Source organism: Streptomyces sp. NPDC002889 (assembly GCF_042888425.1).
Classification (GTDB): domain Bacteria; phylum Actinomycetota; class Actinomycetes; order Streptomycetales; family Streptomycetaceae; genus Streptomyces.
In genome coordinates, this window is record NZ_JBIAPT010000011.1 from 271,190 (window position 1) to 297,618 (window position 26,429).

At 71.1% G+C, this 26,429-nt stretch carries 27 protein-coding genes; 8 read left to right on the forward strand and 19 right to left on the reverse strand.

The features are described from left to right. Window positions 1-114: 114 nt before the first annotated feature. Together ACFYWI_RS19145 and ACFYWI_RS19150 are read right to left on the reverse strand one after the other, a co-directional pair. Window positions 115-837, reverse strand: a complete 723-nt coding sequence (locus ACFYWI_RS19145) for a helical backbone metal receptor (RefSeq protein WP_389233313.1) — start codon at window positions 835-837, stop codon at window positions 115-117. Window positions 838-845: 8 nt separating this feature from the next. Next, on the reverse strand, window positions 846-1,442 hold the full coding sequence (locus ACFYWI_RS19150; RefSeq protein ID WP_389233316.1) for a helix-turn-helix domain-containing protein: 597 nt from the start codon (window positions 1,440-1,442) through the stop codon (window positions 846-848). Window positions 1,443-2,150: 708 nt separating this feature from the next. Between ACFYWI_RS19150 and ACFYWI_RS19155 the strand changes: the two genes are divergently transcribed. From ACFYWI_RS19155 to ACFYWI_RS19175, 5 genes are all read left to right on the forward strand, one after another. Continuing rightward, window positions 2,151-3,056 (forward strand): 5'-3' exonuclease H3TH domain-containing protein, encoded by a 906-nt coding sequence (locus ACFYWI_RS19155; RefSeq protein WP_389233480.1) that lies wholly within the window; start codon window positions 2,151-2,153, stop codon window positions 3,054-3,056. Window positions 3,057-3,103: 47 nt separating this feature from the next. Beyond that, complete coding sequence (locus tag ACFYWI_RS19160) at window positions 3,104-3,946, forward strand: siderophore-interacting protein (RefSeq protein WP_389233319.1); 843 nt, start codon at window positions 3,104-3,106, stop codon at window positions 3,944-3,946. A 236-nt stretch (window positions 3,947-4,182) separates the two neighbouring features. Then, window positions 4,183-4,767 (forward strand): sigma-70 family RNA polymerase sigma factor, encoded by a 585-nt coding sequence (locus tag ACFYWI_RS19165; protein ID WP_389233322.1) that lies wholly within the window; start codon window positions 4,183-4,185, stop codon window positions 4,765-4,767. Continuing rightward, complete coding sequence (locus ACFYWI_RS19170) at window positions 4,764-5,510, forward strand: anti-sigma factor domain-containing protein (RefSeq protein WP_389233325.1); 747 nt, start codon at window positions 4,764-4,766, stop codon at window positions 5,508-5,510. Before ACFYWI_RS19165 ends, ACFYWI_RS19170 begins: the two co-directional genes overlap by 4 nt. Before the next feature lie 70 nt (window positions 5,511-5,580). Then, a complete protein-coding gene (locus ACFYWI_RS19175; protein WP_389233328.1) occupies window positions 5,581-6,951 on the forward strand; it encodes a cryptochrome/photolyase family protein in 1,371 nt (456 codons plus the stop codon). Between the two features lie 106 nt (window positions 6,952-7,057). On the opposite strand, the gene ACFYWI_RS19180 is transcribed toward ACFYWI_RS19175, so the two are convergent. From ACFYWI_RS19180 to ACFYWI_RS19200, 5 genes are read right to left on the reverse strand one after another with little or no spacing between them, the layout of a single operon-like run. Beyond that, entirely contained in the window at window positions 7,058-7,861 is an 804-nt protein-coding gene (locus ACFYWI_RS19180; RefSeq protein WP_389233331.1) for a DUF1295 domain-containing protein, read from the reverse strand. Continuing rightward, a complete protein-coding gene (locus ACFYWI_RS19185; protein WP_389233334.1) occupies window positions 7,858-8,136 on the reverse strand; it encodes a hypothetical protein in 279 nt (92 codons plus the stop codon). The genes ACFYWI_RS19180 and ACFYWI_RS19185 overlap by 4 nt, the downstream gene beginning before the upstream one ends. Then, on the reverse strand, window positions 8,133-9,407 hold the full coding sequence (locus tag ACFYWI_RS19190) for a class I SAM-dependent methyltransferase (RefSeq protein ID WP_389233337.1): 1,275 nt from the start codon (window positions 9,405-9,407) through the stop codon (window positions 8,133-8,135). Before ACFYWI_RS19190 ends, ACFYWI_RS19185 begins: the two co-directional genes overlap by 4 nt. Next, window positions 9,404-10,135 carry a DUF1365 domain-containing protein gene (locus ACFYWI_RS19195; RefSeq protein ID WP_389233340.1) on the reverse strand — a complete coding sequence of 244 codons (732 nt, stop codon included), beginning with the start codon at window positions 10,133-10,135 and terminating at the stop codon, window positions 9,404-9,406. The genes ACFYWI_RS19190 and ACFYWI_RS19195 overlap by 4 nt, the downstream gene beginning before the upstream one ends. Further along, window positions 10,132-11,415, reverse strand: a complete 1,284-nt coding sequence (locus ACFYWI_RS19200) for an NAD(P)/FAD-dependent oxidoreductase (protein WP_389233343.1) — start codon at window positions 11,413-11,415, stop codon at window positions 10,132-10,134. Before ACFYWI_RS19200 ends, ACFYWI_RS19195 begins: the two co-directional genes overlap by 4 nt. A 164-nt stretch (window positions 11,416-11,579) precedes the next feature. Here ACFYWI_RS19200 and ACFYWI_RS19205 point away from each other — a divergent pair, with 164 nt between their 5' ends. After that, window positions 11,580-12,503: an ADP-ribosylglycohydrolase family protein gene (locus ACFYWI_RS19205; protein WP_389233346.1), complete on the forward strand. Its 924-nt coding sequence runs from the start codon at window positions 11,580-11,582 to the stop codon at window positions 12,501-12,503. Here the strand turns inward: ACFYWI_RS19205 and ACFYWI_RS19210 are convergent. After that, entirely contained in the window at window positions 12,440-13,171 is a 732-nt protein-coding gene (locus tag ACFYWI_RS19210; protein WP_389233349.1) for a TetR/AcrR family transcriptional regulator, read from the reverse strand. The two genes, ACFYWI_RS19205 and ACFYWI_RS19210, sit on opposite strands and share 64 nt — an antisense overlap. A gap of 154 nt (window positions 13,172-13,325) precedes the next feature. On the opposite strand from ACFYWI_RS19210, the gene ACFYWI_RS19215 reads away from it, so the two are divergent. Further along, window positions 13,326-13,721, forward strand: a complete 396-nt coding sequence (locus ACFYWI_RS19215) for a nuclear transport factor 2 family protein (protein ID WP_389233352.1) — start codon at window positions 13,326-13,328, stop codon at window positions 13,719-13,721. Between the two features lie 197 nt (window positions 13,722-13,918). On the opposite strand, the gene ACFYWI_RS19220 is transcribed toward ACFYWI_RS19215, so the two are convergent. The 11 genes from ACFYWI_RS19220 to ACFYWI_RS19270 all read right to left on the reverse strand — a co-directional run bounded on the left by ACFYWI_RS19220 (window position 13,919) and on the right by ACFYWI_RS19270 (window position 25,178). Continuing rightward, entirely contained in the window at window positions 13,919-16,747 is a 2,829-nt protein-coding gene (locus ACFYWI_RS19220) for a DEAD/DEAH box helicase (RefSeq protein WP_389233355.1), read from the reverse strand. Between the two features lie 111 nt (window positions 16,748-16,858). Continuing rightward, a complete protein-coding gene (gene tatC / locus ACFYWI_RS19225) occupies window positions 16,859-17,758 on the reverse strand; it encodes a twin-arginine translocase subunit TatC (RefSeq protein ID WP_389233483.1) in 900 nt (299 codons plus the stop codon). Window positions 17,759-17,859: 101 nt separating this feature from the next. Continuing rightward, window positions 17,860-18,147: a Sec-independent protein translocase subunit TatA gene (gene tatA / locus ACFYWI_RS19230; RefSeq protein WP_389233358.1), complete on the reverse strand. Its 288-nt coding sequence runs from the start codon at window positions 18,145-18,147 to the stop codon at window positions 17,860-17,862. Window positions 18,148-18,418: 271 nt separating this feature from the next. Continuing rightward, window positions 18,419-18,616 carry a hypothetical protein gene (locus tag ACFYWI_RS19235; RefSeq protein WP_389233361.1) on the reverse strand — a complete coding sequence of 66 codons (198 nt, stop codon included), beginning with the start codon at window positions 18,614-18,616 and terminating at the stop codon, window positions 18,419-18,421. 25 nt (window positions 18,617-18,641) lie between these two features. Beyond that, window positions 18,642-18,887, reverse strand: a complete 246-nt coding sequence (locus tag ACFYWI_RS19240; protein ID WP_389233486.1) for a hypothetical protein — start codon at window positions 18,885-18,887, stop codon at window positions 18,642-18,644. Between the two features lie 38 nt (window positions 18,888-18,925). Beyond that, window positions 18,926-19,915, reverse strand: a complete 990-nt coding sequence (locus ACFYWI_RS19245) for a helix-turn-helix transcriptional regulator (RefSeq protein ID WP_389233364.1) — start codon at window positions 19,913-19,915, stop codon at window positions 18,926-18,928. Window positions 19,916-19,932: 17 nt separating this feature from the next. After that, on the reverse strand, window positions 19,933-20,898 hold the full coding sequence (locus tag ACFYWI_RS19250; RefSeq protein WP_389233367.1) for a helix-turn-helix transcriptional regulator: 966 nt from the start codon (window positions 20,896-20,898) through the stop codon (window positions 19,933-19,935). Between the two features lie 158 nt (window positions 20,899-21,056). Continuing rightward, window positions 21,057-21,431: an FKBP-type peptidyl-prolyl cis-trans isomerase gene (locus tag ACFYWI_RS19255; protein WP_389233370.1), complete on the reverse strand. Its 375-nt coding sequence runs from the start codon at window positions 21,429-21,431 to the stop codon at window positions 21,057-21,059. 45 nt (window positions 21,432-21,476) lie between these two features. Then, window positions 21,477-22,415, reverse strand: coding sequence for an FKBP-type peptidyl-prolyl cis-trans isomerase (locus ACFYWI_RS19260; RefSeq protein ID WP_389233373.1), 939 nt, complete (start codon window positions 22,413-22,415; stop codon window positions 21,477-21,479). Window positions 22,416-22,523: 108 nt separating this feature from the next. After that, window positions 22,524-23,885 carry a Pup--protein ligase gene (gene pafA / locus ACFYWI_RS19265; RefSeq protein ID WP_389233376.1) on the reverse strand — a complete coding sequence of 454 codons (1,362 nt, stop codon included), beginning with the start codon at window positions 23,883-23,885 and terminating at the stop codon, window positions 22,524-22,526. Between the two features lie 9 nt (window positions 23,886-23,894). After that, complete coding sequence (locus ACFYWI_RS19270; RefSeq protein ID WP_389233379.1) at window positions 23,895-25,178, reverse strand: MFS transporter; 1,284 nt, start codon at window positions 25,176-25,178, stop codon at window positions 23,895-23,897. Window positions 25,179-25,320: 142 nt separating this feature from the next. Here ACFYWI_RS19270 and ACFYWI_RS19275 point away from each other — a divergent pair, with 142 nt between their 5' ends. Beyond that, complete coding sequence (locus tag ACFYWI_RS19275; protein WP_389233382.1) at window positions 25,321-26,370, forward strand: LacI family DNA-binding transcriptional regulator; 1,050 nt, start codon at window positions 25,321-25,323, stop codon at window positions 26,368-26,370. Window positions 26,371-26,429: the final 59 nt, after the last annotated feature.

Below are 26,429 nucleotides of genomic sequence, written 5' to 3' on the forward strand. Positions count from 1 at the left end.
CTTCCGGCACGCATCCGGCAGGGTGTCCGGGACGGCGCCACAGGGCGGGCTCATCGCTTCAGCGCTCTGTACCGCTTGAGGAGATCCGTGATTTTCTCGGGGAGGGCTGCGGTGCTACAAGCGCTCGGTGGCCTGTCGCAGTGCCGCGCCGAGCACCGCGGGCGCGGCCACCAGCGAGGGTCCGTACCAGGTCAGATGCCGGCCGTCGACGAGCGCGGAGGACAGGCCCGGGAACGCCTCGGGGCCGTCGTCCGGACCGAAGGCGTACGGCTCGTCGGGCAGGACCACCAGCTCGGCGCCGCTTGCCCTCAGCTCCTCCAGGGGGATACGCGGGTACCGCTCCGCATGGTCGGCGTACACGTTCACGATGCCGAGCCTGGCCAGCAGGTCACCGGCGAAGGTGTCCCGCCCGAGCACCATCCACGGCCGTCGCCAGACGGGCACCACGGCAGGCAGGGCGTCCGTCGGCCGGATCTGCGCCCACGCCTGCTGCGCCTCGTCCAGCCAGCGCGGCCGCGTGAGCGAGCAACCGGTCACCAGTACCCGCTCCAGCTCGGCGAACGCCTGGTCCAGGTCGCGTACCTCGGTGACGAGCGCCTCGACGCCCGCCGCCCGCAGCGCGGCGAGATCGGGCTCGCGGTTCTCCTCCTCGTTGGCGATCACCAGGTCGGGCCGCAGCCCGACGACGGCCGCCACGTCGGGGTTCTTGGTGCCGCCGATCCGTACGACATCGAGGCCGGCCGGGTGGCTGCACCAGTTCGTGGCCCCGACCAGCAGCCCGGGAGCGGTGACGGCCACCGCCTCGGTCAGCGAGGGCACCAGCGAGACGACACGCACCGGGCCTCTCAGGGGCGTGGGTCGGAGGTCGCCTCGACATGGTCGGCGACCGCGACGACGAGGATGCGGGTGTCCGGCGCGGTGGCGCGCCACCGGTGCCGTACCCCGCCGGACAGGAACAGCGAGTCGCCGCGCACCAGCCGGTAGGCCCGGCCCTCGGCCTCCACCTCCACGGCCCCGTCGGCGACGTACAGCAGCTCGTCGTTGCGGTGCTTGTACTCGCGCCCGGTGTCCTGCTCGCCGGTGAATTCCAGCGCTTGCAGCTGGTGGTGGCCGCGTACCAGCCTGCGGATGCGGGAGCCGGGCCGCGGGTGCGGATGGGCGTCGTCGCCGGCCCGTACGAGATCGACGGTGCGCGCCGCGTCCGACGCGGCGAGCAGCAGGCCCGCGGTGGTGTCCAGGGCGTCGGCGACCCGTTGCAGGGAACGCATGCTGGGGCGTGCCCGCTCGTTCTCGACCTGGCTGAGGAAGGGCACGGACAGTCCGCTGCGAGCCGACACCACGGCCAGCGTCAGGCCGAGGGCACGGCGGCGTCTGCGCACAGCCGCGCCCACACGGAGAGGCTCTTCCCTCTCCTTGGTGTCCTTCGCGTCCTTCGCGTCCATGGGCCGGGCTCCCCTCCCCTGGGTCCTGTCTCACCTTACGCAGCATCGGGCCACCCCGACTCACCGAGCGCAGGAGTACGCGGGGCGCACGGCGGCAGCAGGGAGCGCCCGCCCCGGCGACCCAAAGGGGTGGGTCCCCGCCGTGTGGCGGGGACCCACCCCTTGAGCCGTCCTCAGCCGTCCTTGCGGACGGTCACCGTCAGTGGCGAGAGGTCACTGCGAAGCGAGCCGGTCGGCGAGGCCCGGGTTCTCCTTGAGCCAGGCCGGCGGACGGCCTCCTGCTCCTTGCCCTTGCCGGTCTCCTGGATCTTCGCCTCGAGGCCGGTGAGCTGTTCTCGGGGCCACCGCCTGGCCCGCCGCGCCGGCCCCGCCTGCGTCGGTGGTGGGCGCGTCGGCCTTGTCGGCCACACACCCGTCGGCCTGCGCCGTTGCACCGACGGGTGTGTCGGCGCTCATCGGCTCGCCGAGTACATGCCAGCAGCCGCGCCCGGGGTACGACACCGGTCAGCGCACCCTCGTCGTCGACGACGGCGATCGGGGTTCCGCTGGAGGAGCAGGGCGTGAACAGTTCGATGATCGGCGTCCGCTCGGAGACGGCGGCGGGCGCGGCGGCGAAAGGTGAGCCGGCTCACGGGCGAGGCACGGCAGGCGGCCGGCACATGACCGTCAGTGGCGTGCGGCATCATCGGGGTTGTGACGCGACGCCTGATGCTCCTCGACACCGCTTCCCTGTACTTCCGGGCCTATTTCGGGGTCCCCGACTCGGTCCGGGCGCCCGACGGCACCCCGGTCAACGCCGTGCGGGGGCTGATGGACTTCATCGCCCGACTGGTACAGGACCACCGGCCGGACGATCTGGTCGCCTGCTGGGACAACGACTGGCGGCCCGAGTGGCGGGTCGAACTGATCCCCTCGTACAAGGCGCACCGCGTCGCCGTGGAGACCGAGCGGGGCCCCGACGAGGAGCAGATCCCGGACACTCTCTCGCCCCAGGTCCCGATCATCGAGGAGGTGCTCGCAGCGGTCGGTATCGCCCGCGTCGGCGCGGACGGGTACGAGGCGGACGACGTGATCGGCACGCTCACCGCGCGCGCCGAGGGCCCGGTGGACATCGTCACCGGCGACCGTGACCTGTTCCAGCTGGTCGACGACGCGCGTGAGCGGCGGATCCTGTACCCCCTCAAGGGCGTGGGGACGCTCCAGGTGACGGACGAGGCGTGGCTGCGCGGGAAGTACGGCGTGGACGGGCCGGGGTACGTCGATCTGGCGCTGCTGCGCGGTGACCCGAGCGACGGTCTGCCGGGTGTGCCGGGAATCGGCGAGAAGACGGCGGCGAAGCTGCTGGACGCGTACGGCGACCTGGCCGGGATCATGGCCGCGGTCGACGACCGGACCTCGAAGCTCACTCCCTCGCAGCGCAAGCGGCTGGACGAGGCCCGGGAGTATGTTGCGGTCGCGCCGAAGGTGGTCCGGGTCGCCCCGGACGTACCGCTGCCCGACTTCGACCCCGCACTGCCCTCCGGGCCGCGGGACCCGGCGGCGCTGGACGAGCTGGCCGCGCGGTGGGGACTCGGCGGCGCGGTGGTGCGGCTGCTGTCCGCTCTCCAGCGCTGAGGTGTTAACTTAGGCAAGCCTAAGCAGCGAGAGTTGGGGAGAACGCCGTGGCAGACCGACCGGCCCGCAAGGCACCGAAGGCGCACGAGGCGAGGGTGGTGCGCACCGAGCGGATCACTCCGCACATGGTGCGTGTCGTCCTGGGTGGTGAGGGGCCGGCCGCCCTCGAGTTCGGCGAGTTCACCGACCTGTACATCAAGCTGCTGTTCCCTGCCGAGGGCGTGACGTACCCCGAGCCGTTCGACATGGACCGCATCCGCGAGGAGTTCCCGCGCGAGCAGTGGCCCGCCACCCGCACCTACACGGTGCGGCACTGGGACCGGGCGCACCACGAACTGACGGTGGACTTCGTGGTCCACGGCGACGAGGGCCTGGCCGGACCGTGGGCGGCACGCGCACAGGTGGGCGAGACGGTGCACTTCCTGGGCCCCGGCGGGGGTTACGCCCCGGAGCCGACGGCGGACTGGCATCTGCTGGCGGGCGACGAGAGCGCGCTGCCGGCGATCGCCGCGTCCCTGGAGCAGATGCCGGCGGGCGCGGTCGTGCACGCCTTCGTCGAGGTCGCGGGCCCCGAGGACGAGCAGAAGATCGTCTCTCCGGACGGCGTCGAGGTCACCTGGCTGCACCGCGGCGACCGGGCACCGGGCGAGGCGCTGGCGGCCGCGGTCGCGGCGCTGGAGTTCCCTGAGGGGACGGTGTCCGCATTCGTGCACGGCGAGGCGGCCTGCGTGAAGGAGCTGCGCCGACAGCTGCGCGTGGAGCGGGGCATTCCGCGGGAGCGGCTGTCGATCTCGGGCTACTGGCGCCTGGGCCAGACGGACGAGGCCTGGCGCGCGGTGAAGCGCGATTGGAACGCCGAGGTGGAACGCGAACAGGAGACGACGGCCTGACGACGACGCCGTCCAGGACTCCCGGCCGGACTCGGTCGGGGGTCCTTTCTCGGCCGGGGGCGATGTCGGCAGCGGGAGAAACGACGCCGGGGCAGCGACAGGGGCAGGGCCGACGCTGAAGGCGCGGCGGACCATGGCACGATGCGGCCAACCCGGACCAATCCATCGGGCGTTCGGCTCCGAATGCGTGGTGACAGCTGTCCGGACGTGTCGTCCGTACCGTGGAGGAACACCGCGTGAAAGAAGCCGTACACATCGGCGGCCCCGCCTCGGCGGGGCCCGATCTGCAGGAGCTGCTCGGCTTGGTGGCCCGGGGCGACCAGGCCGCCTTCTCCCGCTTGTACGACGCGGTCTGCGGGCCCGTCCTGGGCCTGGTGCGCACCGTGCTGCGCGACCCCGCCCAGTCGGAGGAGGTGACGCAGGAAGTGCTGATCGAGGTCTGGCGTACGGCTGTGCGCTACCAGCCCTCCCGCGGCTCGGCGATGACCTGGATCCTCACGCTCGCCCACCGGCGGGCGGTTGACCGGGTCAGATCCGCCCGGGCGGCCACCGACCGCGAGCAGCGCGCAGCGCTGCTGGACCCCGCGCGCGCCTACGACGAGGTCACCGAGCAGGTGGAGGCCCGCCTCGAACGCGAGCAGGTACGGCGCTGTCTGCGGACCCTGACCGAACTGCAGCGGCAGTCGGTCACCCTCGCGTACTACCGGGGGCTGGCCTACCGGGAGGTCGCCGAGCTGTTGGCCGTGCCGCTGGGCACGGTCAAGACACGACTGCGTGACGGGCTCATCCGGCTGCGCGACTGCCTGGGGGTGAGCGCATGAACTCCGCCGATCTGCACACACTGACCGGCGCCTATGTGCTCCATGCGCTGGCGCCCGACGAAGAGGCCGAGTTCGAGCGGCATCTCCAGGCGTGCCAGGCGTGCGCCCAGGAGGTACGTGAACTGGCCGCCACCGCGGGCAGGCTGGGCGCCGCGGTCTCCGTCCCCCCGCCCGCGGAGCTCAAGCACCGGGTGATGGCCCGCATCGCGGCCGAACGGCAGGACCCGCCCCGGGTCGCCCGGCAGGCGCACCGTGGCGCGCGCCGCGGAAGGACGCTGTCCCGATTCGTGCTCGCTGCCTGTGTGACCGCGGTCACCGCCTTGGGCGGGGTGGCGGTCTGGCAGCACGACCAGGCCGAGGATGCCCGTGCCCAGGCCCGGCGGGCGCAGCGTACGGCCACGGAACTGGCCGCGGTGCTCGCCGCCCCGGACGCCAAGGTGCGCACCGGGCCCCTGACGGACGGGGCGACGGGCACCGTCGTCGTCTCGCGCAGCCGCAATCGCGCGGCGTTCTACGCCTCCGGAATGCCGAAACCGCCGCAGGGCAAGGTGTACCAGCTCTGGTTCGACGACGGCGGCACGATGCGTTCGGCGGGGCTCATGGACCTGCCGGCCGACTCGGGCGCCGTGCTGCTGGAAGGCCCGGTGAACACGGCATCGGGGATGGGTGTCACCGTCGAGCCGGCGGGCGGCTCCCCCGAACCCACCTCCGCCCCCCTCGCCCTGATGACACTCCCTGGTTGACACGGCCCCGCGCAACCGGCACGACCTGACACCGATGACACGACCCCAACGGCCCGAAGGAGCAAGGCGAATGAGCGTCGCGGTCATGCTGTTCACCTCCGATCTACGGGTGCACGACCAGCCGGCACTGCGTGCGGCCCTGCACGCCGCCGATCGGGTCGTTCCGCTGTTCGTGGTCGACCGCGGCGTGCACAGGGCGGGCTTCGACGTGCCCAACCGCCGCGCCTTCCTCGCCGACTGCCTGGCGTCGCTGGACGCCGGGCTGCGCGAGCGCGGCGGCCGGCTGGTGATCCGCGGCGGCGACGTCGTCGAACAGGTCTGCCGGGTCGTCACCGAGACAGCCGCCCGTGAAGTGCACGTCGCGGCCGGAGTCAGCGCCTACGCGGCCCGCCGGGAGGACGGGCTGCGTACCGCGCTGGCGGCACTGCGCTGCACGCTGCACGTCCATGACGCGGTGGTCACCGTACTGCCGCCGGGTCAGGTCACTCCGGCCGGCCGGGACCATTTCGCGGTCTTCACCCCGTACTTCCGCAGATGGCAGGCGGTCGGCGTGCGCGCCGCGGTGGCGGCTCCGCGTTCGGTCCGGGTGCCCGAGCTGCCCGGGCTGCCCCTGCCGCGCCGCAGTGCGGCCACCGGCATCTCGCCGGGGCTCGCGCGGGGCGGCGAGGAGACGGGCCGCCGCAGGCTGGCCGGCTGGCTCGCGGACAGCGGCAAGGGGCTCGAGGCGTACGAGGACCGGCACGACGACCTGGTGGGCGACGCCACCTCGCGGCTCTCGCCCCATCTGCACTTCGGCACGCTCTCCGCCGCGGAGCTCGTCCACCGCGCGCGCCGCAGAGGAGGACCCGGCGCGGAGGCGTTCGTACGGCAGCTGGCCTGGCGGGACTTCCACCACCAGGTGCTCGCGGCCCGTCCCCGCGCCGCCTGGGCCGACTACCGTCCGCGCGGCGACCACTGGCGCAGCGACGAGAAGGAGATCGCCGCATGGAAGGCGGGCCGCACCGGTATCCCGATCGTGGACGCCTCCATGCGCCAGCTGCAGTACGAGGGCTGGATGCCGGGCCGGGGGCGGCTGCTGGTCGCGAGCCTTCTCACCAAGACGCTGTACGTCGACTGGCGCGTGGGAGCCCGGCACTTCCTGGATCTGCTGGTGGACGGGGACATCGCCGACAACCAGCTGAACTGGCAGTGGGTGGCCGGTACGGGGACCGACACCAGGCCCAACCGCGTGCTCAACCCGCTCGCCCAGGCCAGGCGTTTCGACCCGCAGGGCGACTACGTACGCCGCTGGGTCCCGGAACTGGCGCGGATCCCGGGCCCGGCGGTCCACGAGCCGTGGAAGCTCGGGGACCTGGAGCGGGCCCGCATCGACTACCCCGATCCGCTGGTGGACATGGCGGAGGGGCGCGCCCGCTTCGAACGGGCCCGCGGCCTGAAGTGACCGGCCTGTACGGGCTCGTACGGCCCCGGGGGTCGGCTCCCGGGGCCGGACCGGCCTGGAACCCGGGGGGACGGCTCCCGGGGTCCTACCGCGCCCGAACGGCTTGTCACCGCCGTTTCGGCGGCCGCGGGATGAATCCGCTGGTGCGCGCCGCGTACTCGGCGAAGCCGGGCCGGCCGGCCATGTGCCGTTCCAGCAGTGCCTTTCCGCTGCCGTTGATCAGCAGGAAGCTCATCAGCAGCGGGCTGACGGCAACCGCCGCGGCCGCCGTCCAGTGGTCGCAGACGATCAGGAACAGCCCCCACCACACACAGAAGTCCCCGAAGTAGTTGGGGTGTCTGCTCCAGCTCCACAGACCCTGGTCCATGATCCGGCCACGGTGGGCCGGATCGGCCTGGAAACGGGCGAGCTGCCGGTCGCCGACCGCCTCGAAGAGGAATCCGGTCAGCCACAGCGCGCAGCCGGCCCAGCCGATCGCACCGATGGGGCCGGTGATGTACTGCGCGGCCTGGACGGGCAGCGAGATCAGCCAGACCAGCGCGCCCTGCAGCAGATGGACCATGCGCAGGGCGTACAGCCGCCGGTCGCCCCGGGCCTTGGCGAGCAGCGCCTCGTAGCGGGGGTCCTCGCCGTGACCCCGCCCGCGACGGGCGATGTGCGCGGCCAGCCGCATGCCCCACACGGCGGTGAGCACGGTGACCAGCAGCCGCCGCCCGTCGTCCCCCTCCCCCGCCGACATGAAGCAGCCGACGAGCGCGACGGCCGTGAAGCCGATGCCCCACGCCACATCCACGACGCGGTGCAGCCCGGAACGCACCGCGACGGCGAAGGCGAGGAGCATGACCGCGAGGGCGGCGGCCGCGGCGGGTCCGAGCCCCTGCGCGAACGCCGCCCAGGAAAAGCCGTTCACCGCCTGCCGCCCTCCACGTACCGGTCGCGCGGGGTGGCGGGCACGGCGCGCTCGCCGGCGATGTACACCTGGGCAGGGCCGAGTGCGTCCGGCCGCCACAGCAGCCGGATGGGGGTGCGGCGCAGGACCACGGGCGCCCCGTCCGGTCCGGCGGTGGAGCCGTCCCGGGCGCGCTGCCGCGGCGGGAGCCGGCCGCCGGTCACCCGCCCGGCCGGCGGGGCGAGCTGCTGGGCCGCTGTGCCGTCGCCGCGGGCCGGCGAGACGGTGAGCCTCACGCCGTCTCGGCCTCCGTCTCCGCCTTCGTCAGCAGCAGTTGCTGCACATCCAGATACCCCGACCGGAATCCCGCCTCGGCGTAGGCCAGATAGAACGTCCACATCCGGCGGAAGACCTCGTCGAAGCCCAGTGCCTCCACGTACGCCGCACGCTCGGTGAACCTCTCGCGCCACAGGCGGAGTGTCTCGGCATAGTGCGGGGCGAAGCCGTCCCGTGCCTCGATCCTCAGTCCGGTGCAGCCGGCGACGACGTGCTCGATCGCCTCGGTCGACGGCAGCAGCCCCCCGGGGAAGATGTACTTCTGGATCCAGGTGTGGGTGGTACGGGAGGCGAGCAGCCGGTCGTGCGGCATGGTGATCGCCTGCAGGGCGATGCGCCCGCCAGGCGCGAGCAGCCGGTCCATCGTCTCGAAGTACGCGGGCCAGAACTCCGCCCCGACGGCCTCGACCATCTCCACACTGACGATGGCGTCGAAGCGGCCGAGCACCTTGCGGTAGTCGCGCAGCAGGACGGTCACCCGGTCCTGGAGGCCGGCGGCACTCACCCGCTGCCTCGCCAGCGCCTGCTGCTCGCGGGAGAGGGTGACGGTCAGGACACGGGCGCCGCGCTGCGCCGCGCGGATCGCCAGTTCGCCCCAGCCTGTGCCGATCTCCAGCAGCTGGGTGCCTTCACCGACCTGTGCCAGGTCGAGCAGCCGGTCGATCTTGCGGTGCTGGGCGGCAGGCAGCAGCTGCTGGTCGGCGGGAAAGCCCCGGAAGAGCGCGGACGAGTACGACAGCGTCTCGTCGAGGAACAGCGCGAACAGCTCGTTGGACAGGTCGTAGTGGTGACTGATGTTGGCCCGCGAGCCCTCGATCGTGTTGCGCTGCCCCTCCGGCTGCCGCTGCGCCCAGGCGCCGCGCAGCCGCTGAAGCGGTCCGGGCACAAGGGCGCCGACGTGCTCGGCGAGCACGGTCATGACGCCGACGAGGTCGGCGGCCTCCCATTCACCGGCCATGTACGACTCGCCGAAGCCGATCAGCCCGCGGGCACCGATCCGGCGGAAGAAGGCGTGCGGATCGCGTACCTCCAGCAGCGGGCCGCCCCGACCGATGGGGCCACCACCGGCGAGACGTACCCGCAACGGGAGCCCGCCGAGCGCGTGCTTCACGAGTCGTTCGGCAGCGGCCGTCCGTAGCCTGGAGGCCCTGGGCAGGCGGGCCACGTCGGGCCAGCTCCGTAGGTCGACGGACGCGGTTCGCGAGGACGCCGGGGAGACGGACACGCTCACTTCACACCCTCCTGGGGCAGATGACGGGGACGGGGTTGGACGGGGAGTCCGAGCAGGAACAGGCGGATGCCGTGGAACCGGATGCCGGCGGACACGGCAAGAGTCGACAAGGGGTTGCGCAGTGCGGTGCCGAGTACGGCGCGGGCGGTGGCCGACCGGCGTTGCCCGCGCACCGTGGCGGTGAACGGGCGTGTCCCGTCCCGTTCCAGATGGATCGTCAGATCCAGTCGGCCGTCCGGTTCGGGCAGTCGCATCCGATAGCCGCCGTCCACGGGAAAGAACGGGGAGACGTAGAACTCCTTGTTTGTCGCGGCCCGGTGGGCCGCGTCGGGGCACAGCAGATAGCAGTGCCGCTCGCCGTAGGTGTTGTGCACCTCGGCAACGACGCACAGCGGGCTGCCGTCGCGGCCGCGGCACCAGTAGAGGGTCAGCGGGTTGAAGACATGACCGAGCACGCGCGCATGGGCGAGCATGACCACATGTCCGCCGTCCAGGTCGATGCCCCGCGCGGCGAGGAAGGCCTCCAGTCCGGCACGGATCGTCGGCGTCGTACCGCCGAAATGGTCGCGGGCGTCGAAGCGGGCGAGCGGGCGCAGGGGCCGCGGCAGCCGCGGCGGCGCGTCGGGGTCGGTCAGCCACATATAGGTGCGGTGACGCAGCGCGTAGCGGCGCGGCGTGGTCCGCACATGGGTGACTGTGCAGCGGTAGAGGGCCGGTGCTGTGCTCACCAGGTGACCCCCAGGGCGCGGGCGGCGGCGACGCCGGATCGGCAGCCGTCCTCGTGGAAGCCCCACCCGTGGTACGCCCCGGCGTACGCGGTCACGGGCCCGCTGAGCTCCGGCAGCCGCCGCTGTGCGGCCACCGACTCGGGGGTGAAGACGGGGTGTTCGTACTCCATGAGGGCGATCACGCGGTCGGCTGCCACGCGGTCGGAGCCGTTCAGGGTGACGACAAAGGACTCGGGGGCGTCGAGCCGCTGGAGGCGGTTCATGTCGTAGCTGACGCGCACCCCCTCGGCGCCTACGTCGCAGGCGGGCATGGAGAAGTTCCAGCTGGCCCGGGCGCCGGGGCTGCTCGGCAGTACGGAGATGTCCGTGTGCAGCAGCGTGGCGTTGCGGGAGTACGGCAACGCGCCGAGGATCGCGCGCTCCTCGGCGCTCGGGTCGGCGAGCAGCGTGAGCGCCTGGTCGGGGTGGGTGGCGATGACGACGGAGTCATACCGCTCGACGCTGCCGTCGTCGGTGGTGATCTCGACGCCGTCGGCGTGGCGGCGCACGGCGCGCACGGGGGTGGTGGTGTGCACGGCGGTGAGCTGCTTGCCGACGCGGTCGACGTACTCGCGCGAGCCGCCGGTGACGGTGCGCCACACCGGCGAACCGGTGATCCTGAGCATCCCGTGGTGGTCGAAGAAGCGGAAGAGGTGGCGGGCGGGGTAGCGCAGCGCGGTGGTCGCGTCGCAGGACCAGACGGCGGAGACGAGCGGGGTCATGAAGTGGGCGGTGAAGTACGGGGAGAATCCGGCGTCGGCGATGAACCGGCCGAGGGCGAGGCCCTCTTGACCGTCCCGATGGCCGTCGGGGGCGTCGAGCAGGCGGCGGGCACGCCGGTGGAAACGGGGGACCTCGGCGAGCAGGCGCAGATAGCGTCCGCGCAGCGCGTTGCCCGGCCGTGCGAACAGGCCGGAGGCGCCCCGGGCTCCCGCGTACTCAAGCCCGCAGCCCTCGCACCGCACCGACATGCTCATCTCCGACTCCTGCGTGGCCACGCCGAGTTCCCCGAAGAGCCGCAGCAGATGCGGATAGGTGCGCTCGTTGTGGACGATGAAGCCGGAGTCGACGCGGTGCATCCGCCCGTCGGCGGACGGGATGTCATGGGTGTGCGCATGTCCGCCGAGGCGGGCGTCCGCCTCGTAGAGCGTCACGTCGTCGCGACGCTGGAGGACGTACGCCGCGGTCAGACCGGACACCCCACCGCCCACCACGGCCGTACGCCGCCGTTGCGCTGTCATTCCCGCTCCCTTCGCGGACCGGCTCGGAGCTGTCCCGCACCGGTCATTCGTCGCCATGGGCACAGCGGATTGGTCGGTGGCGGATCTTTCTTCGACGAATGCGGCAGGAGGCACGGACGGAGGCCGGGGCAGGCCCGGTTGCCGGGTCCGCCTAGGCTGGCGCGATGCAGCGTTCGGATCGGGTGATCGGCACGGTCGTCGGCTCGGCGGTGGGCGACGCGCTCGGCGCGCCCTTCGAGTTCGGGGAGCGAGGTGTGTTCCGCGCGCATTTCCCCGACGGCGTCGGGGAAATGCGCGGGGGCGGGGGCTGGGACCCCGGGGAGGCCACCGACGACACGCAGATGGCGGTGCTGGTCGGCGAGTCACTGCTGGAGTGCGGCGGCCTGGACCTGGCGGACGTTTTCAGGCGCTTCCAGCGCTGGGCGGCCGGCGACCCGAAGGACATCGGGCTGCAGACGCAGGACGTGCTGGCGAACGGCGAGCCGTGGGATCGGGCTGCGGCCCTGCATTTCCAGGTCACCGGACGTGCCGCCGGCAACGGCTCGCTGATGCGCGCGGCCACCTCGGCGGTGCATTTCGCCGGCGCCGGCCGTGAGGCCACGATGGCGGCTGCCCGGCGGATCGCGGCGCTCACCCACGGCGACCGCGCGGCGTGGGAGGGCACGGCCGTCTTCCATGAGCTGGTACGTGTGGCCCTGGAGGGCGCCGACCCGCTCGCGGCGGTGCCCTCGGCACTGGACCAGGTCGATCCCGCCCAGCGGGCGCGCTGGGCGACGGTGCTCGCCCCCGATTGGCACCCGGACGACGCCACGGAGTTCAACGGCGCGGTGTGGCCGTGCCTGGGCTCGGCACTGTGGGCGCTGCGCACGACGACGGCATACGAGCAGGCGCTGGCGGCGGCGATCGACCTGGGCGGCGACACGGACACGGTCGCGGCCGTGACGGGGGCGCTGGCGGGTGCGGTGTACGGCGCCGGGGCCATCCCCGCACGCTGGACCGACGCGCTCCATGTGCCGCTGCCCGGCTACCCCGGCCGGGTGCTGCGCCGCGGCGAACTCGCCGCGCTCGCCGCGTCGCTGGCTGCCTGAAGCATGCCGTCGGCCCGCTGGGAAAGCGCGCCCGGCCGGGAGGCGATCCCGACGATCCGCAGTGCGGCATCCGCCGTCGCCTCGGCGAATCTGGCCACCGAGCGCCGCGGATCCGACCGGTGGACCAGGATCACGCCCTCGATCAGGCCGAAGACGAGGTCCGTGCGCAGCGCGCGTTCGGTCTTCGTCAGGGCGGAGCCTTCGGGCGTCGCGGCCAGCAGCAGCCCGTAGGCGGCCTTCAGCTCGGAGCGCACCCGGTGGAAGACCTGGAAGCGTTCCCCCTGCACCTCGGGGAGAAGATACAGCGCCCCCAGGTTGTACGGCCCGCCGCAGAGCAGCTTCACATCCGAGCGGCACAGCTCCCACAGCCTCGTCGGCGCCGGCCGCCCGTCGTCGGCGAGCAGTTGGCGCGCGAGCGTCAGCGAGGGGGTGACCGTCGACTCGAGGAGCTCCGCGAGGAGGTCCTCCTTGCAGCCGAAGTAGTGGTACATGGACGCCTGACGCATGCCCGCGCTCTCGGCGACCGCCCTGGTCGAGGTCGCCGTGTAGCCCTGCGTCGTGAACAACTCGGCTGCCGCGGCGAGGAGTTCGTCGCGCGCGGACAGCCCGCTGTCCGGTCGTTGTACGGCGCGCGGCCGTCCGACCCTGCGTCCCGTGGTGGTGCTCATACACGCGATCGTCGCACATCCATTTCCGGCCAAGATCGGGGTCGCCGTTCCGCCATCGCCCCCGCCCCCCGCGGGCCCATGCGCATGGACAGCTTGTTGCACCCGACGGATGATGGACAAAAGGCGACCATAGGGACGAAAGGTGTGGTTTGCCATGTCCGAACACCCCGACTGCGCACTGATACGCAGGGGTTACCTAGCGTTCGTCGAAGGCGACAAAGAGACACTGAGCTCCCTGATGACGGCCGATGTCGTGCACCACGTACCCGGAAACCACCAGTTCTCCGGGCACCACAAGGGCCGCGACGCCGTCCTCGACCTGTACCGGCAGTTGGGCGAGGAGACCAACGGAACCATGCAGGTCCAGCTTGAGGCAGTGCTCGCCGACGGTCGCGGGCATGTCATGTCCTTCCATACGTCCCGGGCCGACCGGGGCGACCACGGCCTCGAGATCCGCGAGGGGCTCTTCTTCACGATCGTCGACGGGAAGATCTCCGACATCGACGAGTGCACCGAGGACATCGACGAGGAGAACCGGTTCTGGGGCTGAGCCGGCACAACGGCGAACGGGCCCCCACCACGACCGCGGCCCGGCTCACCGCACCACCGCGGTGAGCCGGGCCGTATCGCGTCCGCCGCCGGGCGGGAGGGCCGGCCCGTGCGCCAGGCCCGGCGGCCGTACGCCGGGCCGACCGACCGGCCACGCACCCGCAGACCCCGCCGTACCACCGCGTGCCGTACGCCGGGTCAGCCGACCGAGCTGTACGCCACCACACCCCGCAGCATCGCGTCGACCGCTTTGCGGGCGTTCTTCGCGACCGTGCTGTTCTCGCGCGGGGCGGCAGCGGCGATCTGGCCGAGCACGTCGATGACCTGCTTGCTCCAGCGCACGAAGTCACCGGCGGGCATCTCCGCCTCGCGCAGCACCTCGTCCAGCCCCTTGTCCGAGGCCCACTGATAGGCGGCCCAGGCGAAGCCGAGATCGGGCTCGCGCTGCCCGACCCCCTCGGCCTGATTGATCTTGAACTCCTCCTCCAGGGCATCCAGCCGGCCCCAGATACGGACCATCTCGCCGAGCGCCGCCTTCGCATTGCCCACCGGCACCTTGGGCGGCACCGCGTCGTCGGACTGTCGCGCCTCGTACACCAAGGCCGAGACGCACGAGGCCAGTTCGGCCGGGTTCAGGCCTTCCCAGACCCTCTCGCGCAGACACTCGCTGGCCAGCAGGTCCAGCTCGCCGTAGAGCCTGGCGAGCCGCTTGCCGTGCTCGGTGACCTCGTCCGCCCGTAGATAGTCCAGCTCGGTCAGCAGCGCGACGATCCGGTCGAAGGTCCGGGCGATCGTGTTGGTGCGTCCCTCGATACGGCGCTCGAGCTGCCGGGTGTCACGCTGCAGCCGGTGGTAGCGCTCCGCCCACCTGGCGTGGTCCTCGCGCTCGTCGCAGCCGTGGCAGGGGTGCGCCCGCAGCTCTGCGCGCAGCCGGGCGATCTCGCGGTCGTCGGCAGCGGCGGCACGCCCCTTGCGGTGCCGGTCGGGCACGACGTGCCCGGCCTTGGTGCGCAGCGCCGACGCGAGATCGCGACGGGACTGCGGGGAGCGCGGGTTGAAGGACTTGGGGATCCGCATCCGCTCCAGCGCCTCGACCGGCACCGGGAAGTCGATCGACGCCAGACGCTTGACCTGCCGCTCGGCGGTGAGCACCAGCGGCCGCGGGCCGTCGTGGTACTCGATGCCGCGGTGACCGTTGGTACGGCCCGCGGGCAGACCCGGGTCGAGCACCAGGGCCAGTCCGGCGAACTTGCCCGTCGGCACATGGATGACATCGCCCGGCTTGAGCTTCTCCAGCGACGAGGCCGCGGCGGCCCGTCGCTGGGCGGCGCCCTGCTTGGCCAGCTCCGTCTCACGGTCCTTGAGGTCGCGGCGCAGCCGCGCGTACTCCTCGAAGTTCCCCAAGTGGCAGGTCATGCCCTCGCGGTAGCCCTCGAGCCCCTCTTCGTTGCGCTGCACCTGGCGGGAGATGCCGACCACCGACTTGTCCGCCTGGAACTGCGCGAACGACGTCTCCAGCAGCTCGCGCGAGCGGTGCCTGCCGAACTGCTGCACCAGGTTGACCGCCATGTTGTACGACGGCTTGAAGCTGGAGCGCAGCGGATACGTCCGAGTGCCGGCGAGTCCGGCCAGCGCGGTGGGGTCCATGGCGCGCTGCCACAGGACCACCGCATGGCCCTCGATGTCGATACCGCGCCGCCCGGCCCGGCCGGTCAACTGAGTGTACTCACCGGGGGTGATGTCGGCGTGCTGCTCGCCGTTCCACTTGACGAGCTTTTCCAACACCACGGAACGGGCGGGCATGTTGATGCCGAGTGCAAGGGTCTCGGTGGCGAACACAGCCTTCACCAGGCCCCGTACGAACAGCTCCTCGACGACCTCCTTGAAGGTCGGCAGCATACCGGCGTGGTGCGCGGCGATACCGCGTTCGAGTCCTTCCAACCACTCGTAGTAGCCGAGGACATGGAGGTCCTCGCCGGGAATGGCGGCGGTACGCTCCTCGACTATGCGGCGCACCGTCATCCGCGCCTCTTCGCCGTTGAGCCGCAGCCCCGCGTGCAGACACTGCTGCACGGCGGCCTCGCAGCCGGCCCGGCTGAAGATGAAGGTGATCGCGGGCAACAGCCCCTCGGCGTCCAGCCGGTCGATGACCTCGGGCCGCCCCGGCGTCCAGATACGGCTGCGCTGACGTCGCTCGCGCTCCCGGTCCGCCTCGCGGACCATCTTGCCTCGGCGGCGGTCACGGGGGTTGTAGGAGCGCTGGTTCTCCATCCGGGCCAGCCGTACGAGATCGGGGTTGACCTCGCGGCGGCTCGCGCCGCGGCCGCCGTGGTCGGTGCTCTCCTCGAAGAGGTCGTACATCCGGCGGCCTGCCATGACGTGCTGCCACAGCGGAACGGGCCGCTCCTCGGCGACGATCACCTCGGTGTCGCCGCGGACGGTGTCCAGCCAGTCGCCGAACTCCTCCGCGTTCGACACGGTCGCGGAGAGCGACACCAGCGTCACCGACTCGGGGAGGTGGATGATCACTTCCTCCCATACGGCGCCGCGGAAACGGTCGGAGAGGTAGTGCACCTCGTCCATGACCACATGGCCGAGGCCGAGCAGCGACTGGGAGCCCGCGTACAGCATGTTGCGCAGCACCTCGGTGGTCATCACGACCACGGGCGCCTCGGAGTTGACGCTGTTGTCACCGGTGAGCAGGCCGACCTTCTCGGCGCCGTAGCGCTTCACCAGGTCACCGTACTTCTGGTTGGACAGCGCCTTGATGGGCGTGGTGTAGAAGCATTTGCGGCCCTGGGCGAGGGCGAGGTGGACGGCGAACTCGCCGACAATGGTCTTGCCGGAGCCGGTGGGTGCGGCGACGAGCACGCCCTTGCCTGCCTCCAGGGCCTGGCAGGCTTCGATCTGGAAGGGGTCGAGATCGAACTCGTACATCGCGCGGAAGGGGGCCAGCGCAGTGGCCTCCTCAGCGGCGCGGATGCGGGAAGCGGCGTAGCGCTCGGCGGGAGAGAGGTCCTCGGTCATCTTGCTTATGAGCCTACCCGCCCCCTCTGACACTCAGCGGATCTTTATGTGACCGGGGATCCACCCGGACATCCGCGCCCCCGGACGGAGTCCGGGGGCCTTCTCGCACGGTCAGGTGATGTCGTCGTAGCCGTTGAGCCGGTGCGTTCGTCCGTCGGCTTCGCCCCGGGTCTGCTCGGGCAGCGCGCCCGCCGCGGAGACGGGCTCCGCCTCGCCGAGCGCCGAGGGGGTGAGGTCGAGGTCGGAGGCTTCGTCGTCGTCGAGCTCGGCGTCGGGGTTGTTGCGGCGCCGACGCCTGTCGTTGAGGAGCGAGAGTCCGACGGCGAGGAAGTAGAGCAGGATGATCGGTCCCGCCAGGGCCACCATGCCGAGCGGGTCGGTGGAGGGGGTGGCGATCGCACCGAAGACAAAGATGATCATGACTGCGGGGCGCCACCAGCCGAGCATGCGCTGCCCGGTCACGACACCCGCCGCGTTCAGCATGATCAGAAGAAGCGGCAGCTCGAACGAGAAGCCGAAGATCAGCACCATGCGGACGGAGAAGTCGAGGATCTTGTCGACCTCGAGGAAGTTCGCCGCGGTGTCGGGGGTGATGCTGAGCAGCACCTTCATGCTCACCGGCATGATCAGGAACGCAAGGTAGGCGCCGGCCGCGAAGAGTGGAACGGCCGCGCACGAGAAGAAGTAGGTGTACTTCTTCTCGTTCTTGTGCAGGCCGGGCGCGACGAACGCCCACAGCTGATAGAGCCACACAGGGCAGGACACGAGGATGCCCGCCATGAGGACCACCTTCACCGTGGTGGTGAAGGGAGACAGCAGGTCGTTGTACGCGATGGTGGCGCACTTGCCGCCGGTCTCCAGAACGCCCTTCTCACAGGCGGGGACCGGCGAGGCAAGGAGATCCATCAGCTCCTGGCTGTAGAACGCGGCCGCCACGGACGCGATCACGATCGCCAGCATCGCCTTCGCTAGCCGGTTGCGGAGCTCACGCAGATGGTCCGCGAGTGGCATCCGCCCCTCGGGGTCCTTCTCCTTCTGTTTCGAGCGGGCAGGCTTGAGCAACCCACGTCCTCATCTCGTGCGGCAGGCCATGGTCAACGGCCTTGGGGTCGTCAGCGCTGGGGGGTGTCGGTGGGCTCGTTCACGGGGCGAGCGCTGGTCACATCGCCGGGAGCGGCCTGGATCGTGCGGGGCGCGGCCTGGTCCTGACCCTGGTCCTTCGGCTCCGCCGGAGTCGCCGACGGCTGCCCCTCGGACTTCATCGCCTTGGCCTCGCTCTTCAGGATGCGGGCGGACTTGCCCAGCGAGCGCGCCATGTCCGGGAGCTTCTTGGCACCGAACAGGAGCAGGATGAGAAGCGCGATGATGATGATCTCGGTGGGGCCGATCTGTCGGAACATAACTTGGTCTACCTTCTCACCGAGGCGGCATGGGGCTTGGCTGGTGATCGCGATGGACTGGTGTCCGAACCGCGACCGGCTGCGATCCTAACTCGCACGGGTAAACGCAGGGCAATCCCCTTTCGTACACCCGCCGGCGGTCGGCGCCTCATCACCGGTGCCGCCACCAGCAGCGTACCGCCCGGACCTGTGGCACAGCAGGGTGCGTCCCGCCCGCGGAAGCGGCCGAGGCGATGCGGGCGGGACGCCGCGCCCGGCCGGTGCGGGCCCGTCAGTGCAGGGCTTCGCCCGTGCGTGCAAGATCGGTGGCCGCGCGCTCGAGGTCCTCGGCGGCGCGGTTGATGCGCTCCGTGGTGCGAGCGACCTCTCGGCCCAGGCGCTGGGCCTGGATGAAGACCCTGATGCCGAGCAGGCCGAGTACGACGATGCCGAGGAAACCGAGAGCGATGGCGAGCATGGGCCAGAACATGCGCCGAGCCTAGACCGTTCCCCGACTAGACCGTGGAGTGCAGGCGCAGCGTCCGTACGCCGCCGCCGGTGAGGAGCTCGACGATGCGCTCACCGGCCGGCTTGCGCACGGCCGCGTCGCACTCGGGACAGGTGAAGGAGTAGAAGGTCGTGCGGCGGCTGGCGCCGATGGCCAGACGCAGCGACCCCGCCGAGAGCTCGAAGCAGGCCCGGCAGTCGGGGCAGGCGGCCTTGAACAGAACCGGTCCGACGAGGGCAGGAACGGTGGGCATCACTGACATGGGGCGCGGCTCTCCTTGTTCCTGGCCGTTCATTCCCGGCCGTCGTGGGCCGACTCCGGACCGTCGTAGGCCGAGAGTGCCTCGCGCGCCGCCGAGCTGGCGCTGTCCGCCAGATCGGTGGGCGAGACGATGCGCCCGTCCCGTCCGAGGCGCAGCGCCAGCCGGCGCAGTGACGTGGGATCGGGCGTACGCAGGGTGATGCGCAGACCGCCGTCGGCCAGTTCCTGGGCGCTGTCGTGCGGGTAGTACTCGGCGACCCAGCGCCCGCCGGGACCGACCTCGACCACTACCTCCGGGTCGTCGGCCGACGGCTGCACCAACCCCTCGGACAGGTCCCGCAGCTCGAGCTCGGGCGGTGCGGCCGGGGCGTCGAGCAGCCTGATCTCGGCGACCCGGTCGAGCCGGAAGGTCCGGCGTGCCTCGGAGAGCCGGCACCAGGCCTCCATATACGTATGGCCGACGGCGAACAGCCGGATCGGATCGACCTCACGCTCGGTGAGCTCGTCGCGTGCCGGGGAGTAGTAGCGCAGCCACAGCCGCCGTCGCTCCGAGATCGCCCGGTCCACGTCGGCGAAGACCCCGCCCTCGGACTCGAAGGTGACCGACAGCCGGGAGCTGGCACCGGCCGCCTCACCGGCCGCGGCCTCCAGCTTGGCCGTCGCCCGCAGCAGCGCCTCGCGGTCGCCCTCGCGCAGCCCGGGCAGGGTGGCCACTGCCCGCGCGGCCACGAGCAGGGCGGTCGCCTCGTCGGCGGCGAGCCGCAGCGGCTCGGCGGTACTGGAGCCGGAGGCGTCGGGATTGCGCCACCAGATCCGCTCACCGTCGGTGTCGATGTCCAGCAGGTCGCCGCCGCGGAAGCTGGTTCCGCACATCGGCAGTACGTCGAGGTCGGAGATCAGCTCGTCCTCGGTGATCCCGAAGGCGCGGGCGACGTCCGCGATGCGCGCGCCGGGGCGCTCGCGCAGGTAGGTCACCAGCGAGAGCATCCGCCGGGTCTGGTCGATGGCGTTCGCGGCCATGGTTGTCCGAGTCCCCCTCAGCCCTTGGCCACGGCACGCAGCCGGTCCACCACATCGGCCCGCAGATCCGCGGGCTCCAGCACGACGACATCCGGGCCGAACTCCACCAGCCAGGCATCCAGGCCGTGTCCGTACGGAATCTCCAACTCGTCCCAGCCCCCGCCGAGTTCCGTGACCGAGTGGGCCCTGGAGCGCAGCGGATAGCCGCATCCGGCGCGCAGTCTGATACGTGCGGTGCGGGTCGCGCTCTCCCCGGCCCAGCTCTCGACGGTCTCCCGCACGGTGACCACATCGGGCACGGGCGCACTGAACGAGCCTGCCCGTGAGCGGACCTTGCCCGTGATACGGGACAGCCGGAACACGCGCTCGGCGCCGCGGTCCCTGTCGAAGCCGGCCAGATACCAGTGGCCGCGCCAGAATTCGAGTGCCCACGGCTCGACATGGCGCTGTTCGGGGCGCGCGGCGTTGGCCTTGCGGTAGTCGAAGACAACAAGGCGGCGGTCGCGGCAGGCGAGCATCAGCGGCTCGAACGCGGCCTCGTGCACGGGGATCCGGGGTTCGAGGGCACTGTGCTGTGCCTCGTAGTCGTCGTGTGCTGCTCGGGGATCGGGCATTCCGGCCGCGCGCAGCTTCTGCAGGGCGCCGCTCGCGGCCCCGGCCAGCCTGGCCTGCTGCCAGACCTTCGCGGCCAGGCCCAGCGCCGCGGCCTCCTCGGCGTCGAGGGTGATGGCGGGCAGCCGGTTGCTGTCACGGCGGGCGAGGTAGCCGATGTCCCCGTCGAGGCTCTCCACCGTCTCGATGACCAGGCCGAGTTCGCGCAGATCGTCCTTGTCGCGCTCGAACATCCGGTTGAAGGACTCGTCGGAGCCGGCCTCCAGGTAGGCCTCGATGGACCCGCGCAGCTCGCGCTTGCTGAGCGGACGGCGTGTCCCCAGCAAACACAGCGCCAGATTCATCAGCCGCTCGGCCTTGGCAATGGCCATCGACGCCCCGCACCCTCCTGCCGCAATGACTTCCCAGCGTCGACCGTACCGCCCCGGGGTGTCCCGGGCCAAAGCCGAGGGCCCATGCCATCAGGCATGGGCCCTCGGATTGCCGCACGGCACCGGAATCGGACCGGAGCCGGTCACGGACGAAAGAATCAGACCGAAACCAGGTCGCAGACGAAGATCAGCGTCTCGCCCGGGGCGATGACGCCGGCGCCGGCGCCACGATCGCCGTAGGCGAGGTGTGCGGGGATGGTCAGGCGACGGCGGCCGCCGACCTTCATGCCCTGCACGCCTTGGTCCCAGCCCTTGATGACCTGGCCAACGCCGAGCTGGAACTGCAGCGGCGTGCCACGGTTCCAGGACGCGTCGAACTCCTCGCCGGTGCTGTAGGCGACGCCGACGTAGTGCACGGAGACGGTGTCCCCGGCCTTGGCGACCGGCCCGTCACCCTCCCACAGGTCCACGATCTCGAGCTCGGTGGGAGCCGGGCCCTCGGGGAAGTCGATCTCGGGCTTGTCGATGCTCACGGATGTTGCTCCTTGCGTTCTCTGTTCGAGTCAACCAGGACAGTCTTACAGAACTGCCAGAATGTCGACGGAGAAGACAAGCGTGGAGTTGGCGGGGATCTCACCCTGGGCCTTGTCCCCGTAGGCCATGTCCGGCGGCACGACGAGCAGCACACGGCTGCCGACCTTCTTGCCCTCCAGGCCCTTCTGCCAGCCCGGAATGACCTGGGCGAGCGGGAAGCTGACCGGGGCGTCGCCGCGGGAGTAGCTGCTGTCGAACTCCTTGCCGCCCTTCCACAGGACGCCCTTGTACTTCACGCTCAGCGTGTCGGACGCCTTGACCGCGGGGCCGCTGCCCTCGATGACGTAGTTCGACACCAGCTTCGTCGGCGCGTCCTTCTTGGGGACCGTGATCGAGGGCGCCTTGCCGTCGGTGTTCGTGCCGACCTTGGGCAGGTCGATGTTGTCCTGGGCGACGTCGGTGCCCTTGGCGGAGACCGGGATGGTCGTCGACTTCAGGATGTCGACGACGAAGACAAGGGTGGCGTTGGGCTTGATGTCGCCCTGGCCCTGCGCCCCGTAACCGAGCTCCGGCGGAATGACGAGCTCGACGCGGCTGCCGACCTTCTGGCCCTCGAGACCCTGGTCCCAGCCCTTGATGACCTGGCCGGCGCCCAGCGTCACATCGAACGGCTGCTTACGGTCGAAGCTGTTGTCGAACGGCTTGTCCGAGTCCCAGGCCTGGCCCAGATAGTTGACCGAGACCGAATCGCCCTTCTTGAGCTTCGCGCCATCACCCTCCTTGATGACTTCGACCTTCAGCTCCTTCGGCGGATCACCCTCACCCTTTGCCAGGGTCGGCTTCTCGCCGAACTTGGCACCGGCGGTGATCGCAGGCAATCCGTTGGTGGACGAGGCGGAATCGGAGCCCTTGTCTTCGCTGCCGCAGGCCACTGTCGACAACAGCAGCAGGGGGACGACAAGAAGGCCGGCAAGTCGGCGCACGTGTTCCTCAGATCTCAGACGGCACAGTAGTTGCCCGACACTCTAGGCCGTGCCAAGGGCCCCGCACGAGAAACGTACGGGGCCCGAGTGGCGCTGCGAGAAGACCGGCTACATCCCGGCGATGAGCTTCTCCACCCGGTCGTCGACCGACCGGAACGGGTCCTTGCACAGCACGGTGCGCTGCGCCTGGTCGTTGAGCTTGAGATGCACCCAGTCGACGGTGAAGTCCCGCCGCTGCTCCTGGGCGCGCCGGATGAAGTCGCCGCGCAGCCGCGCCCTGGTGGTCTGCGGGGGCACCGACTTGCCCTCGAAGATCTTCAGGTCGTTGCAGATCCGGGCGGCCTGGCCCTTGCGCTCCAGGAGGTAGTACAGCCCACGCCTGCGGTGGATGTCGTGGTACGCGAGGTCTATCTGCGCGACCCGCGGATGCGACATGGTCATGTTGTGCTTGTCCCGGTACCGCTCGATGAGCTGGTACTTCATGACCCAGTCGATCTCGGTGCCGATCCGGTCCAGGTCCTCCGCCTCGATCGCGTCCAGCGTGCGGCCCCAGAGCTCCAGGACCTGCTCGACCGTGCCGGTGCGGATGCCGCGGCGGTCGACGAAGTCCACGGCCTTCTCGTAGTACTCACGCTGTACCTCGAGGGCGGACGCCTCACGTCCGCTGGCCAGGCGCACCTTGCGCTGGCCGGTGATGTCGTGGCTGACCTCGCGAATGGCCCGGATCGGGTTCTCCAGGGTCAGGTCGCGCATCACCGTGCCGGCCTCGATCATGCGCAGGACGAGGTCGGTCGCGCCGACCTTCAGCAGCATGGTCGTCTCCGACATGTTCGAGTCGCCGACGATGACATGCAGCCTGCGGTAACGCTCCGCGTCGGCGTGCGGCTCGTCACGGGTGTTGATGATGGGGCGCGAGCGGGTGGTGGCGGAACTGACGCCCTCCCAGATGTGCTCGGCGCGCTGGCTGACGCAGTAGACCGCGCCCCGCGGCGTCTGCAGCACCTTTCCCGCGCCGCACAGCAGCTGCCTGGTGACGAGGAACGGGATCAGAATGTCCGCGAGCCGGGAGAACTCCCCATGGCGGGCCACCAGATAGTTCTCGTGGCAGCCGTAGGAGTTTCCCGCCGAGTCGGTGTTGTTCTTGAAGAGATAGACGTCGCCCGCGATTCCCTCCTCGTGCAGGCGGCGTTCGGCGTCGACGAGCAGGCCTTCGAGAATGCGCTCGCCGGCCTTGTCGTGGGTGACCAGCTCGGTCACGTTGTCGCATTCGGGTGTTGCGTATTCCGGATGCGAACCCACGTCGAGGTACAGACGGGCGCCGTTCCGCAGGAAGACATTGCTGCTGCGGCCCCATGACACAACACGGCGGAAGAGGTAGCGCGCCACTTCGTCAGGTGACAGTCGGCGCTGTCCCCTGAACGTGCACGTGACGCCGTACTCGTTCTCCAGCCCGAAAATGCGGCGGTCCATGTCTGAACATTACGCCTCACGGCCTGAGCTGAAACCGGGTTGGACGGCACCGTTTCGATCATTTTCCGATGAGTGGGCGCCCGGGTCCCCCACGGAGCGCGCAATGTCCTTGCTGCGACCCGGAACTGCCAGTACCCGCTGAGTGGTCATCAGAACCACCAGGGCGGCGACGCCCGACGCTCCCGCGACCGCGAAACTCCACGCCGTCCCACCGATCTCCACGGCCGGGCCCGCCACGGCCGTGCCGACCGCCGCGCCGACACCGAAGGTGGTCACCAGCCAGGAGAACGCCTCGGTGACGGTACCGCTCGGGGCGTGCCGGTCGACGACGATGAACGCACAGGCGATCGCCGGGGCCAGGAAGACCCCTGCGAGCGCGGACAGCGCGGTCATGGCTACCACACCGGGCGTGAGGACCAGCGGCACATATCCGGCGGCCAGCAGGGCGACGATGACACGCAGCCTGCGCTCGGGTGCCCCGGACCACTGCCGGGCGCCGTACGCCGTTCCGCCCACGAGCGCGCCGAGGCCGAGGGCGGCCATCAGCCAGCCGTACACCGACCGACTGCCGTGGTCGTCGGCGTAGGCCACCGCGGCGACGGTGATCGAACCGAGGGCCAGACCGACGAAGAAGAACGCGCCGAGCAGCGCGAGCAGGCCGGGCGAACGCAGGGCACCGAGCCAGTGCGCCTCGCGCGGGGCCGAGCGCCAGGCACGGGACGGCTCGGACAGGACGACGGAGAGCGCGCCGATGACACCTACGGCGTTGATGACCAGGAGCGCCGCGGCGGGCGACCAGAGGGAGACGAGCAGGGTGACGAGCAGCGGGCCGACCGTGAACAGCACCTCCTGGGCCACGGCGTCCATGGCGTAGGCCCGGTGCACCCTGTCCTCCCGACCGAGCACGCCGGGCCAAAGGGCCCGCAGTCCGCCCTCCAGGGGCGGCGTGAACAGGCCGGCGACACTCACCGCGAGGTAGGCGACGGGCAGCGATCCGGTGCCCACGGCGGCGAACAGGGCCATGCCGAGTGCCGAGACGACCGCGGCGGGCAGTTGGACCCGGGGCTGGCCGTACAGGTCCACCGCTCTGCCCAGCAGCGGCTGTCCGAGCGCTGTGGCCAGTCCGTACACGGCGGCGAGTGCGCCGGCGAGTGTGTAGCTGCCGCCCTCGGCGCGGGTGAAGAGCACGATGGCGATATGGGCGGTGGCGTTCGGCAGCCTGCCGACCAGGGTTCCGGTGAGCAGCCGTGCGGCGTGCGGCGTCCTGAGGATGTCTGCGTATCCCGCGGCCATGCCGCACCCCTCTCCCCCGGTCCCGACCGAGGTTTTACGTATAACTTCCGCCCTCATACGTACCATGACGGCAGTCCGCGGGTCCACCGAGCTGCCACCCCGGACTCTGCGAAAGCGAACGAGCGGCGGAGGACGGCACCACATGGCACACGGGTCCCACCAGGGCCGATCCGCCGTACCGGGTACGGAGACCACCCGCCCCACCAGCCGGGATGTGGCGCGCGTCGCCGGGGTCTCCCAGGCCACCGTGTCCCTCGTGCTGGGCGACAAATGGCGCGGCAGGGTCTCCGAGCGCACCGCCGCGCTGGTACGCGACGCCGCACAGGAGCTCGGCTACCGGCCCAACCTCGCCGCCCGCAACCTGCGGCTCGGACGCACCCGCACGGCTCTGCTCGTCGTCCCCGCCCTCACCAACGAGTTCTTCGCCCGCGTCTACACGGGTGCCGCCAGGGTCGCCGCCGAACACGGATTCGGAGTCGTCCTGTACCCCTCCCCCGAAGGCGTCGGCCCCGCCAAGGACCCTTTCGCATCGGCACGCGCCGCGCTCGACGGGGTCATCGCCTCGTCCATGGCGGCCGAAGCACTCACCGCGATCCGCGGCACCGACCTTCCGCTGGTCATGCTGGACAGCGACCCCGCCGACCCCGCCCCGGCAGCCCGGGTCAATCTCGACATCGCCGACGGAATGCGCCAGATCACGGACCATCTGCTGGCCCTCGGCCACCGCCGCTTCGTCCACCTCGCCTCGGCCGTCACCTCCTGGACCTTCGACGTACGGGCCCGGGCACTGCGCTCCGCGCTCGCCACGGTCCCCGGCGCCGAACTGCGCACCGTCACCGCCCCGCTGGACGTCGCCGGTGCCCGGGCGGCGGCGGAGCACGCCCTGACCTCCCGGGGCCCGCGCCCCACGGCCCTGGTCTGCGACGACGACATCCTCGCCGCGGGAGCCTGCAAGGCCGTACGCCGCCTCGGCCTGCGGGTCCCCGAGGATGTGACGGTCACCGGCTTCGACGACCTCGCACTCGCGACCGCTGTGGAGCCGGAGCTGACGACGGTGCGGCTGCCTGCGGAACAGGTCGGCGAACGCGGCATGACCGCGCTGCTCGACGTCCTCTCCGGCCGCCGGCCCGAGGCGACCGATCTCCCGGTCGCACTGGTCGTCCGCGGCTCCTCGGCCCACCCACCGGCCTGACGCCGCGAGCCCGGGGCCGGCAGGAACCCGATCGTTCCGCGGTACCTGACCGGTGCCGT

Excerpts from the sequence above, each read along its gene's own strand:
- ACFYWI_RS19150 (WP_389233316.1), bottom strand. The coding sequence starts at position 1,442 with ATGGACGCGAAGGACGCGAAGGACACCAAGGAGAGGGAAGAGCCTCTC.
- ACFYWI_RS19155 (WP_389233480.1), top strand. The coding sequence starts at position 2,151 with ATGCTCCTCGACACCGCTTCCCTGTACTTCCGGGCCTATTTCGGGGTC.
- ACFYWI_RS19170 (WP_389233325.1), top strand. The coding sequence starts at position 4,764 with ATGAACTCCGCCGATCTGCACACACTGACCGGCGCCTATGTGCTCCAT.
- ACFYWI_RS19175 (WP_389233328.1), top strand. The coding sequence starts at position 5,581 with ATGAGCGTCGCGGTCATGCTGTTCACCTCCGATCTACGGGTGCACGAC.
- ACFYWI_RS19200 (WP_389233343.1), bottom strand. The coding sequence starts at position 11,415 with ATGACAGCGCAACGGCGGCGTACGGCCGTGGTGGGCGGTGGGGTGTCC.
- ACFYWI_RS19205 (WP_389233346.1), top strand. The coding sequence starts at position 11,580 with ATGCAGCGTTCGGATCGGGTGATCGGCACGGTCGTCGGCTCGGCGGTG.
- ACFYWI_RS19210 (WP_389233349.1), bottom strand. The coding sequence starts at position 13,171 with ATGAGCACCACCACGGGACGCAGGGTCGGACGGCCGCGCGCCGTACAA.
- ACFYWI_RS19215 (WP_389233352.1), top strand. The coding sequence starts at position 13,326 with ATGTCCGAACACCCCGACTGCGCACTGATACGCAGGGGTTACCTAGCG.
- ACFYWI_RS19220 (WP_389233355.1), bottom strand. The coding sequence starts at position 16,747 with ATGACCGAGGACCTCTCTCCCGCCGAGCGCTACGCCGCTTCCCGCATC.
- tatC (WP_389233483.1), bottom strand. The coding sequence starts at position 17,758 with ATGCCACTCGCGGACCATCTGCGTGAGCTCCGCAACCGGCTAGCGAAG.
- tatA (WP_389233358.1), bottom strand. The coding sequence starts at position 18,147 with ATGTTCCGACAGATCGGCCCCACCGAGATCATCATCATCGCGCTTCTC.
- ACFYWI_RS19235 (WP_389233361.1), bottom strand. The coding sequence starts at position 18,616 with ATGTTCTGGCCCATGCTCGCCATCGCTCTCGGTTTCCTCGGCATCGTC.
- ACFYWI_RS19240 (WP_389233486.1), bottom strand. The coding sequence starts at position 18,887 with ATGCCCACCGTTCCTGCCCTCGTCGGACCGGTTCTGTTCAAGGCCGCC.
- ACFYWI_RS19245 (WP_389233364.1), bottom strand. The coding sequence starts at position 19,915 with ATGGCCGCGAACGCCATCGACCAGACCCGGCGGATGCTCTCGCTGGTG.
- ACFYWI_RS19250 (WP_389233367.1), bottom strand. The coding sequence starts at position 20,898 with ATGGCCATTGCCAAGGCCGAGCGGCTGATGAATCTGGCGCTGTGTTTG.
- pafA (WP_389233376.1), bottom strand. The coding sequence starts at position 23,885 with ATGGACCGCCGCATTTTCGGGCTGGAGAACGAGTACGGCGTCACGTGC.
- ACFYWI_RS19270 (WP_389233379.1), bottom strand. The coding sequence starts at position 25,178 with ATGGCCGCGGGATACGCAGACATCCTCAGGACGCCGCACGCCGCACGG.
- ACFYWI_RS19275 (WP_389233382.1), top strand. The coding sequence starts at position 25,321 with ATGGCACACGGGTCCCACCAGGGCCGATCCGCCGTACCGGGTACGGAG.